This window comes from Kitasatospora sp. DSM 101779 (assembly GCF_025655475.1).
Taxonomy (GTDB): domain Bacteria; phylum Actinomycetota; class Actinomycetes; order Streptomycetales; family Streptomycetaceae; genus Kitasatospora.
The window spans coordinates 4753011-4763500 of record NZ_JAHTIK010000001.1; the positions used below are offsets into that span (position 1 = coordinate 4753011).

The window sequence follows — 10490 nt, forward strand, 5'->3', positions numbered from 1 at the left end:
GTCCGTCCGCCCCGCCGGCGGGACGTCCGCGTCGCCGTCCGTACCGGTCTCGTCCACCGTCTCCGGCAAGGCCTCGCCCCCGGCGTCCGCCCTGCCCGCGGTCGGCGGGACGGGCAGCGGAGCGGTCTTCACCGGCCTCGCCTTCGACACCTGCACGGCCCCCGCACTGTCGGCGATGACGGCCTGGCGCACCGCCTTGCCGTACGGGGCGGCGGCCGTCTGCATCGGCGGGAGGAACCGCGGCTGCGCGCAGCCGCAGCTGACCTCCTCGGGGGGCCTCCGTGACGGCCGCCGGCCGGCGGCTGATCCCGCTGTACGTCGGCGCGCAGCCGCCCTGCCGGACCGGCGGCAGCCCGGAGAAGCTCATCGCGGGGACGGCGGTCGCCCTCGGCGCCGCGGAGGGCGCGGACGCGGCGGCCAGGGCCGCGGCCCTCGGCATGAAGCCCGGCAGCACCCGCTACCCGGACGTCGAGGCCTACGACGCCGCCGACACGGCGTGCGCGGCGGCGGTCCACACCCGGTCCTTCGACCGGGCGCTGACCTCCCGCGGCTACCTGCCGGGCTTGTACGGCTTCACCGGGTCCAGCGCCGCGGGCATCGCCAGGGCGGCGGCGGACGGCGCGCCGGACCTCCCGGTGGCGCTCTGGTACGCCGAGTACGACGGCGCCGAGGACACCACGACGAGCTTCCCCTTCGCGACCGCCCTCTTCACCGGAGCCACCGCCGCGGCCACCAGTACCGGATCGGCCAGCGGGAGACCCGCGGCGGCGTCACGCCGACCGTCGACCGCAACGCCTGGGACGCCCCGGTCGCGGTCGTCGGCCAGGGCGCGTCTTCCGAGGCGCCGGGGTGGTCACTCCAGGGGCGCCGGGGGGTGCCCCCACACGCCCCGTGTACCCGCACGCCCTGTGAAGGCAGGCCCCAGTCCCGGCCCGGGCCCGGCCTATGCGGTGTCCGCACCGGCCGTGAGGACCAGCGGGTCGCCGACCCGGAGCCGGCCCGGGGCGGCCACCGTGGCCAGTGCGTCCAGCCGGTTGTCGTGGCCGCGGGCGATCGCGCGGAGGATCTCCGGCGAGTGCGGCAGCCCGGGCTGCGGCGCACCGACCATCGCGCAGCGCTCGCTCGCGCGGACGAAGGCCAGCCGGACGCCGTCGCCGAACCGGCCCTCGCGGCCGAGCCAGGCGTCCTCGGTGAACGGCGGGGTGCCGGGCGGGGTGCGCAGCAGCACGTTGGGGCGGAAGCGCCGCTCGTCGACCACGGCGTCCGGGACCTCGGCGCGCACCCAGTCCAGGGTGGCGGTGGTGAGCACGGAGACGGGCAGCTGGTCGAAGTGCGAGACGGCGTCCTCGCGGGCCAGTGAGACGTCCTCGCGCTCCAGGTAGGCGCGGAGGAAGGCGTCCGGGTCCTCGACCGGGCTGCCGAGCGGGTCGACCAGCTCCGGGGCGTCGAGCCGCTGGCCGAGCCGGGAGGCGAGCCGCAGCAGGCCGTCCATCCGCCGGAAGCGGGGGGTGTTCTTGCCGGAGCCGAATCTGCCGGAGCCGTCCCGCACCGCGTAGAGCCGGTCGCCGGCCAGGCCGCGCCCGTCCACCTCGACGGCGTCGAGGAGTTCGCCACCGGTGGATTTCACCGGGTAGCGCCAGATGCGCTCCACGACGCCGGAGATCTCTGCCATGGCGGGAGCCTATCCGGCACTCCGATCGTGGTCTAGACCTATTGGCGGACCGTCAGCCCACCCGCGCCACCGCCCGGACGGGCGCGCCGTCCGCTGCCGCCAGCCGCAGCGGGAACAGCGACACCTCCACCGGGGCGCCCGCCTCCCGGGCCGCCAGCAGCGGGGTCAGGTCGGTGAGGTTCTCGGCGATCACCCCTCCGCCGGCCCGCCCCAGCAGCACCCGGTGCGCCGCCAGCGAGGGCTCCTGGCCGGCCGGGTCGTGCTCGTCCGCCAGCTCCGCGAGCAGCGCCGCCACCGCCGGGTCGGCCGGGCCCTGCTCCGGCGTCGGGTCCACCGACAGCGCGTCCACCCCGACCGTGCGCACCCCCGCCGCGACGATCGCCTCCGCGGCCTCCCGGGACAGGTACGGGTGCGCCAGGTACTGCTCGCTGCCCCAGTGCCGGGGCCATCCGGTCGCCAGCAGCAGCACCGCGCCCGGCGTGCACTCCGCCAGCGCCGGGGCGAGCTGATCGGCCGTCACCGCGGTGCGCGGGGCCAGCCCGCGCAGGTCCGCGACCACCGCGGGGCCGGTGAACAGCTCCAGCGGCAGCCCGTCCAGGGTCGGCCAGGTGACGTCCACGTGGTACGGGGCGTCCACGTGCGTACCAGCCTGCGAACCCAGGTGCAGCGCCAGCACGTTGACCCCGGCGGTGTCGGTGGTGAGCGCGGGCCGCAGCTCCACCTCCGGGTCGCCGGGGTAGACCGGCATGCCGGTGGTGAGCGGGTGGGTGAGGTCGATCAGCGTCGGCGCCATGCCGTCCATCCTGCCCCGCCCGGCCCGCCCGGCGCAGCGCTCCCGGGCCACTGCCCGGCCCTCGGTGTTCCACCCCCTAGGGTCGGACCATGAACGATTCGCAGGTGCGCAGGCCGTGGGTGGTCGGGGTGTCCGGCGCGTCCGGGACGCCGTACGCGGCGTCCGTGATCCGGGCGCTCCTCGCGGCCGGCGAGGCGGTCGACCTGGTGGTCTCCCGTGCCGCCCGGCTGACCATCCTGGACGAGACCGGCATCGCCTACCGGGACGCCCACTGGCGCGAGGACCTGGCCCGCTGGATCGGCACCGACGACCTCGACGGCGTCCGCCACTGGTCGGCCGGCGACTTCGCGGCCGGCCCGTCCTCCGGCTCCTACCCGGCCAAGGGCATGCTGGTCGTCCCGGCGACCACCGGCGCGGTGGCCGGCATCGCACTCGGCCTCAGCAAGGACCTGCTCCAGCGGGCCGCCGCCGTCACCCTCAAGGAGCGCCGCCCGCTGGTGGTGTGCCTGCGCGAGACGCCCCTCAATGGGGTGACGTTGAAGCACCTGGTCGAGCTGGACGCGCAGGGCGCCGTGGTGCTGCCCGCCTCGCCGGGCTTCTACGCGGGCGGTTCCACCGCCCGCGAACTGGTCGACTTCGTGGCCGGACGGGTGCTCGACGCGGTCGGCGTGCCGCACGCGCTCTACCGCCGGTGGGAGGGCGAACTGGGCGCTGCGGCCAAGGCAGAGTGAGACCGTGCGGATCGGGAGAGTATGTTCATTGCGATATCCGGGTTGATCGGCGTACACCGCCTTCGAATCCGGATAATGATCTCGGGTCCGGTGAGGTTCGGAAGGGCGCTGGCAGGTATATGGACACAGTGGACAGACAGCTCATCCAGGCACTGCGGGAGAACGGCCGCGCCTCGTACGCGGAGCTCGGCCGACTGGTCGGCCTGTCGGGTCCGAGCGTCACCGACCGCATCAACCGGCTGGAGCAGGCCGGGGTGATCACCGGCTACCGCGCCACCGTCAACCCGGCGTCGCTGGGCTTCGGCGTGACCGCCCTGATCGGCCTTCAGCTCACCGACGCCGCCGACCACGAGGACGTCGCCCACCGCCTCAAGGACCTCTCCGAGGTGGAGGACTGCTGGTTCATCGCCGGTGACGACTCGTACATGCTCAAGGTACGCGTCCCGGACGTGGAGGGGCTGGAATCGGTCGTCAAGCGGATCTCCGGTACCAAGGGCGTGGCCCGCACCCGTACGACCGTCGTACTGTCCACCAAGTGGGAGAGCCGGGTCAGCGACCTGCCGCTGGGCCCCGGCGAGTGACCCCGCGGACGACGGAGGAATGACACGATGACGCTGGTCGGACTGGAGGAGCTGCGCGCCGCGCAGCAGCGGATCGCCGGGGTGGCCGTACGCACCCCCCTGCTGCCCTGCCCGTGGGCGGCGGACGGCGGGCGCAGGCTCTGGCTCAAGCCGGAGAACCTCCAGCCGACCGGCGCGTTCAAGATCCGCGGTGCCTACAACCGGCTCGCCGCGATGACCGGCGAGGAGCGCTCGCGCGGCGTGGTCGCCCAGTCCAGCGGCAACCACGCACAGGCGGTCGCCTACGCCGCCGGCCTGCTCGGCATCAAGGCCGTCATCGTGATGCCGGACACCTCCCCGGCGGTCAAGGTCGAGAACACCCGCGGCTTCGGCGCCGAGGTCGTGCTCGTCCCGCCGCACGAGCGCGACACCCTGCCCGCCGAGCTGGTCGAGGAGCACGGCTACGTCTGGGTGCCCCCCTACGACGACCGCCACATCATCGCCGGCCAGGGCACCGTCGGTCTGGAGATCGCCGAGGACGCCCCCGACGAGCTGGACACCGTACTGGTGCCGGTCAGCGGCGGCGGCCTGATCTCCGGCACCGCCGCCGCGCTCAAGCTCGCCTGCCCCGGCGTGCGGATCGTCGGCGTCGAGCCCGAACTCGCCGCCGACGCGCAGGCCAGCCTGCGGGCCGGCGAGCACCTCGCCTGGCCGGTCGCCGACACCTACCGCACCGTCGCGGACGGGCTGCGCACCCCCTCCGTCGGCAAGCTGCCCTTCCAGCACCTGCAGGCGTACGTCGACGACATCGTCACCGTCACCGAGGACGAGATCCGCGACACCGTCGCCCTACTGGCCCGCCGCGGCCGGCTGGTCGCCGAGCCGTCCGGCGCGGTCGCCCCCGCCGCCTGGTTCCACCGGGCCTCCGAGGTCGGCGGCCGGGTCGCCGCAGCGGTGGTCAGCGGCGGCAACCTCGACCCCGCCCTCCTCACCGAGCTGCTCGCCCGCTGAGCGGTCCCCCCCGGGGGGGGGGGCAGGGCGCCCCCGAGTGCCACCAGTCCGCCTCGTGCAGGGCCGCGGCGCGCCGCGGGCTTCCCGCGCCCCTGTGGCCGGCCCCCGTATACCGAGGCGTAGGCTCGGTTCCGGCATTGTTTCGGCAGGTACGAGAGGCGGGGTCACCGCATGGACGCAGGGCTGAAGCGCGAGCTGGAGGCGAAGGTCTACGCGGGTGAGCGGCTGACCCGCGAGGACGGCATCGCGCTCTACGAGAGCGACGACCTGGCCTGGCTGGGCGGCCTCGCCCACCACGTGCGGACGCGGAAGAACGGCGATGTCGTCCACTTCAACGTCAACCGCCACCTCAACATGACCAATGTGTGCAGCGCCTCCTGCGCCTACTGCTCGTTCCAGCGCAAGCCGGGCGAGAAGGACGCGTACACCATGCGCATCGAGGAGGCCGTCCGCCTGGCCAAGGCCATGGAGGTCGAGTCCCTCACCGAGCTGCACATCGTCAACGGCCTGCACCCCACACTGCCCTGGCGCTACTACCCGCGTTCGCTGCGCGAGCTGAAGGCCGCCCTGCCGAACGTCTCGCTGAAGGCCTTCACCGCCACCGAGATCCACTGGTTCGAGAAGATCAGCGGTCTGACGGCGAGCGAGATCCTCGACGAGCTGATCGACGCCGGCCTGGAGTCCCTCACCGGCGGCGGCGCGGAGATCTTCGACTGGGAGGTCCGGCAGCACATCGTCGACCACGCCACCCACTGGGAGGACTGGTCGCGGATCCACCGCCTGGCGCACGAGAAGGGTCTCAAGACCCCGTGCACCATGCTGTACGGCCACATCGAGGAGCCCCGGCACCGGGTCGACCACGTGCTGCGCCTGCGCGAGCTGCAGGACGAGACCGGCGGCTTCCAGGTCTTCATCCCGCTGCGCTACCAGCACGACTTCCACGACTCCAAGGACGGCGTCGTGCGCAACCGACTGATGGACCGCACCGAGATGGCCACCGGCGCCGAGGCGCTGAAGACCTTCGCGGTCTCCCGCCTGCTCTTCGACAACGTCCAGCACGTCAAGGTGTTCTGGGTGATGCACGGCGTCACCACCGCGCAGCTGGCGCTCAGCCACGGCGCCGACGACATGGACGGCTCGGTCGTCGAGTACAAGATCACCCACGACGCGGACAACTTCGGCACGCCGAACAAGCTCGGCCGTGACGACCTGCTCGAACTGATCCGCGACGCGGGCTTCCGCCCGGTCGAGCGGAACACCCGCTACGAGATCATCCGCGAGTACGAGGGCCCGGACCTGACCCGCCGGGAGACCCCGCAGGCCATGCGCCTCTGACACCCCGACAGTCGGAGCGGATCCTTTCCGCCGCCGCACCGGGGCCCGTCGGCACCGCGCCGACGGGCCCCGGCGCGTTTCCGTCGCCCGCGCGCCCCGGCCGTGGCAACACCCCTGCGGGGTTTGTCCGATCGGCGCAGCCTTCACCACTGACGCCCCGCCGACCGCGTATGCTCACAGGCTCACCACACGCCCCGGGTTTCGTCCAGGCCCGGGACTTTGGGAGGATCGTCCCCATGTCCGGTTCCCATCGCGCCACCAGCCACCTCCACCCGGCCGACGTGCCGGGGCCCCGCAGCAGTGCGGACGGTCAGGCACCGCGGCCGCGCGGACACCGGCGGAAGGCCAAGCCGAAGCGCCGCGGCGGCAAGGCGCTGATGGGGAGTACGGCGGTGCTGCTGGCCGCCACGGCGGGCTGGTTCACCGTCGGCCAGGGCCGGGGCATCCCCTCGTTCACCAGCGCCGGTGCGCCCGAGCGGCCCGAGGCCGACGTGACGCACGCCGACATCGCCCCGCTGTCGGCCGGCGGCCACACCCAGGACCCGGCGGCCGCGAACCGCTCCGACCGCAACGACGGCACGGTCGCGGTCATCCCCGGCCTCGGCGCGTCCTTCCTGGCCAAGATCCCCGCCGAGACCAACCAGGTCGTGGTGGCCTCCGGCAAGGACAAGGACTCCTCGGACACCGTCGTCACGCTCTGGACGCGCACCCCGGACGGCCGCTGGCGGGCCGGCCAGGCGTGGGCCGCCCACAACGGCTACAAGGGCTGGTCCGCGGACAAGCGCTCGGGCGACCTGCACAGCCCGATCGGGGTCTTCGGCCTCACCGACGCCGGCGGCCGCAAGGCCGACCCGGGCAGCAAGCTGCCCTACGACAAGGACCCGGGCTTCGTGGTCGGCGGCAAGGGCTTCAACGGCGAGCCGCTGGCCGGCTCCTTCGACTACGTCGTGGCGATCAACTACAACCGGGTGACCGGCCGCTCCCCGCTGGACACCGCGGCGCCCGAGGGCAAGGCCAAGGGCGGCGGCGTCTGGCTGCACGTCGACCACGGCGGCCCCACCCACGCCTGCATCTCGCTGCCCGAGGCGAACATGATCGAGCTGATCCGCGCCCTCGACCCGGCGGCGCACCCGGTCATCGCGATGGGCGACGCCGCAGCGCTGGCCGCCTGACCCGTCTGTTTGCGGGGATTTGTCACCCTTCTACAGCCAAACTCCCCGGATACTGTTCCGGTGCGTCACCGGGCGACTGATGGGTAACCCGGTTGAGTTGATGTATGACCGCCTCCCGCATCGTGTCGCTCGGCCACTACCAGCCGCCCAAGGTCCTCACCAACGACGACCTGGCGAAGCTGGTCGACACCGACGACGAGTGGATCCGCTCCAGGGTGGGCATCCGCACCAGGCACATCGCGGTCGACGAGACCCTCGTCGACCTCGCCGCCGAGGCGGCGCAGAAGGCGCTCGCCGCGAGCGGGCGCCTGGCCCACGAGATCGACCTCGTGGTGGTCGCCACCTGCACCGCGGTGGAGCGCAGCCCCAACACCGCCGCCGCGGTCGCCGCCCGGCTCGGCATCACCGCCCCGGCGGCGTTCGACATCAACACCGTCTGCTCGGGCTTCTCGTACGCGCTGGCCACCGCGGACCACGCGCTCCGCGCCGGCGCGGCCACCCGGGCGCTGGTGATCGGCGCCGAGCGGATGTCCGACACCATCGACTGGACGGACCGCTCCACCTGCGTGATCTTCGGCGACGGGGCCGGTGCCGCCGTGGTGGAGGCCGTTCCCGACGAGCGTGCCGGCATCGGCCCGGTGGTGTGGGGCTCGGAGCCCGAGAAGGGCGACGCGGTGGTCATCACCGGCTGGGACCCGACCATCAGCCAGCAGGGCCAGGCGGTGTTCCGCTGGGCCACCACCAAGATCGCTCCGCTGGCACGGGAGACCTGCCTCAAGGCCGGGCTGGACCCGTCCGAGCTGCGCGGCTTCGTCGCGCACCAGGCGAACCTGCGGATCATCGACGCCATCGCGGCCAAGCTCGGCACCGCCCCGGACGCGGTGATCGCCCGCGACGTGGTGGACTCCGGCAACACCTCCGCCGCCTCGATCCCGCTCGCCCTCAGCAAGCTCGTCGAGCGCGGCGAACTGCGCTCGGGCGACCCGGTGCTGCTGTTCGGCTTCGGCGGCGGTCTGGCCTACGCCGGCCAGGTGGTGCGCTGCCCGTAGCGCGCCGGGTGCGCGTCGGGGCCGGGGACAGAGCAGTGGGGCGCCGGAATCCGCGGATTCCGGCGCCCCACTGCTGCTCGGGCACGTCACGGTGCGTCGGCGAACCTCCCCCGAGGACACGGCCGCCGCCCGCCACGCCCCGGACAGGAGGCCGGGGCGCACGTGCGAGGTGGACGATGGTGGAGCGGGCCTACTTGGGCGGCTTCTTGCCGGCGACGCCCATGTAGACCTGCAGGGCCAGGTTGGGCTTGAGGTCCTTCACCTTGACGCCCCAGGAGGTGAAGGCCTTCTGGTGCTCCGCCGCCGAGGCGAGCAGGGAGACCAGTGAGCCCGCCACAGCGGCCGGATCGATCGTCTTGTCTGTCTTGCCCTGGTTCGTCCGGACGGCCTCGGTGAGCGGGGCGACCACCGAGTTGAGCACCTTCATCCGGATCTTGAAGAACCGTTTGTCCCCCTCGGCAGCACCGAGAGTGACCACTCGAAGAATGGCATCGTTCTTGCGCCAGAAGGCGAGGAAACCGTCCACCAGTTCTTCCGAAGTGGCGGCACCGGTCTTTCCCGCCCAGGACTTTCCTTCGACGAGCTCTTTGAGCCCGCCGCTGTCCTCGGCCATTTCCTCTGCGATCTCGAGGACAGCGCCCTCGACATCCGGGAAGTACTGGTAGAAGGTCGCGGGGGAGGTACCCGCCATACGGGCGACGTCGATGACCTTGACGTCCCGGTAAGGCGACGTGCTGAGCATCTCGCGGAGGCAGTCGAGCAGCTTCTGCCGCGTCTCCTGTCCGCGTCGCCCGGCGACGCGACCGTCGACGGTGCGAACTTGTCCTGTCATGCCGTCAGCTTACCGTGGCACGATCTTGGCGCGATTCGGTGATGCGACAATTAGGCCGCTCGTGGTGGTAATGGAGCGCCTGGACGGATATTCAGCGCTCCCGTTGTAGCCCCCCCGTGCACTGATGACCCCACAGCGTGACGACCGGTCTGCTGAGGGGTGGTCGGATGACAGGCAGTGATCGCCGGAGCGGTCGGACCCGGCTCCGCCGGAGGGCCGGCCGGGGTCGCGCGCGGTCGTGCCCGGGACCGCCCGGGGCGGCGCCGGGCGCACGTCCGGAGCGGACGCGGCCCGTCCGGAACGGCCTGCCCGCGCGGCGCGGGCGGGGGAGATTGGCTCCCGGGGGGTGGGCATTGGAGAATCGGGTGCGCACCCCGGACGGGGGACGGCACAACGGGGAGGTGGCAGCTCAGTGGACCAGCTGACGGCGCACGATCCAAGGCGGATCGGGCCCTTCGAGGTGCTGGGACGGCTCGGCGCGGGCGGGATGGGGCTGGTCTACCTGGCGCGCTCCGCATCGGGCCGGCGGGTCGCCATCAAGACCGTGCGCACCGAGCTGGCCGAGGACGACCTGTTCCGGGTCCGCTTCGCCCGCGAGATCGCCGCGGCCAAGACGGTCGGCGGCTTCTACACCGCCGCCGTGGTCGACGCGGACGCGGACGCCCGGGTGCCCTGGCTCGCCACCGCGTACGTACCGGCCCCCTCGCTGGAGGACCTGGTCAACCACTGCGGTCCGTTGCCGGTGGACGCGGTCCGCTGGCTGGTCGCCGGCATCGCCGAGGCGCTCCAGTCGATCCACGCCGCCGGCCTCGTCCACCGCGACCTCAAGCCGTCCAACGTCCTGGTGGTCGAGGACGGCCCGCGGGTGATCGACTTCGGCATCGCGGCCGGCGTCTCGCACACCCGGCTCACCATGACCAACGTCGCCGTCGGCACGCCCGCCTACATGTCGCCCGAGCAGGCCCGCGACAGCCGCAGCGTCACCGGCGCCAGCGACGTCTTCTCGCTCGGCTCGCTGCTGGTCTTCTGCGCGACCGGCCACCCCCCGTACCGCGGCGCCAACCCGGTCGAGACGGTCTTCCAGCTGCTGCGCGAGCAGCCGGACCTCTCCGGGCTGCCGCTCGAGCTGGCCGACCTCGTCCGGGCCTGCATGCGGCCCGCGCCGGAGCACCGGCCGACGCCCGCGCAGATCCAGGCCGAGCTCGCCCCGCACCTGTTCTCCCGGGACGACGCGCTCGGTGACGCCGGCGACTGGCTGCCGCCCAGCGCACTGCAGCTGATCGAGCAGAAGCGCGGCCGCCGCTCGGTGGCCCCGCCGGTCGCGCCCCCGGTCAC

The 10490-nt window shown here is 73.2% G+C and carries 10 protein-coding genes and 1 pseudogene; 8 read left to right on the top strand and 3 right to left on the bottom strand.

Features of this window, described 5'->3' with window-relative positions:
- Nucleotides 1-281 precede the first annotated feature (281 nt).
- A pseudogene (locus tag KSNIM_RS21695) lies at nucleotides 282-635 on the top strand (glycoside hydrolase domain-containing protein); the annotation flags it as partial.
- A gap of 308 nt (nucleotides 636-943) precedes the next feature.
- Here the strand turns inward: KSNIM_RS21695 and KSNIM_RS21705 are convergent.
- Together KSNIM_RS21705 and KSNIM_RS21710 are read right to left on the bottom strand one after the other, a co-directional pair.
- Nucleotides 944-1672, bottom strand: a complete 729-nt coding sequence (locus tag KSNIM_RS21705; RefSeq protein WP_263104853.1) for an MOSC domain-containing protein — start codon at nucleotides 1670-1672, stop codon at nucleotides 944-946.
- 52 nt (nucleotides 1673-1724) lie between these two features.
- Nucleotides 1725-2465, bottom strand: a complete 741-nt coding sequence (locus KSNIM_RS21710; RefSeq protein ID WP_263104854.1) for a cyclase family protein — start codon at nucleotides 2463-2465, stop codon at nucleotides 1725-1727.
- An 89-nt stretch (nucleotides 2466-2554) separates the two neighbouring features.
- On the opposite strand from KSNIM_RS21710, the gene KSNIM_RS21715 reads away from it, so the two are divergent.
- The 6 genes from KSNIM_RS21715 to KSNIM_RS21740 all read left to right on the top strand — a co-directional run bounded on the left by KSNIM_RS21715 (nucleotide 2555) and on the right by KSNIM_RS21740 (nucleotide 8323).
- The gene (locus KSNIM_RS21715; RefSeq protein WP_263104855.1) at nucleotides 2555-3196 is read left to right on the top strand and encodes a UbiX family flavin prenyltransferase; all 642 of its coding nucleotides are present in this window, start codon (nucleotides 2555-2557) and stop codon (nucleotides 3194-3196) included.
- A gap of 119 nt (nucleotides 3197-3315) precedes the next feature.
- Entirely contained in the window at nucleotides 3316-3777 is a 462-nt protein-coding gene (locus KSNIM_RS21720) for an Lrp/AsnC family transcriptional regulator (RefSeq protein WP_263104856.1), read from the top strand.
- A 27-nt stretch (nucleotides 3778-3804) separates the two neighbouring features.
- Nucleotides 3805-4767, top strand: coding sequence for a threonine/serine dehydratase (locus KSNIM_RS21725; protein WP_263104857.1), 963 nt, complete (start codon nucleotides 3805-3807; stop codon nucleotides 4765-4767).
- A 171-nt stretch (nucleotides 4768-4938) separates the two neighbouring features.
- Nucleotides 4939-6102, top strand: coding sequence for an aminofutalosine synthase MqnE (gene mqnE, locus KSNIM_RS21730; RefSeq protein ID WP_030276085.1), 1164 nt, complete (start codon nucleotides 4939-4941; stop codon nucleotides 6100-6102).
- A gap of 236 nt (nucleotides 6103-6338) precedes the next feature.
- Nucleotides 6339-7274 carry a hypothetical protein gene (locus KSNIM_RS21735; RefSeq protein ID WP_263104858.1) on the top strand — a complete coding sequence of 312 codons (936 nt, stop codon included), beginning with the start codon at nucleotides 6339-6341 and terminating at the stop codon, nucleotides 7272-7274.
- A 104-nt stretch (nucleotides 7275-7378) separates the two neighbouring features.
- Complete coding sequence (locus KSNIM_RS21740) at nucleotides 7379-8323, top strand: beta-ketoacyl-ACP synthase III (RefSeq protein WP_263104859.1); 945 nt, start codon at nucleotides 7379-7381, stop codon at nucleotides 8321-8323.
- Between the two features lie 190 nt (nucleotides 8324-8513).
- Here the strand turns inward: KSNIM_RS21740 and KSNIM_RS21745 are convergent, their stop codons facing one another.
- Nucleotides 8514-9155, bottom strand: coding sequence for a TetR/AcrR family transcriptional regulator (locus tag KSNIM_RS21745; protein WP_263104860.1), 642 nt, complete (start codon nucleotides 9153-9155; stop codon nucleotides 8514-8516).
- A gap of 412 nt (nucleotides 9156-9567) precedes the next feature.
- Here KSNIM_RS21745 and KSNIM_RS21750 point away from each other — a divergent pair.
- Nucleotides 9568-10490 (top strand): serine/threonine-protein kinase (locus KSNIM_RS21750; protein ID WP_263104861.1); only part of this gene is annotated, 923 nt, incomplete at its 3' end.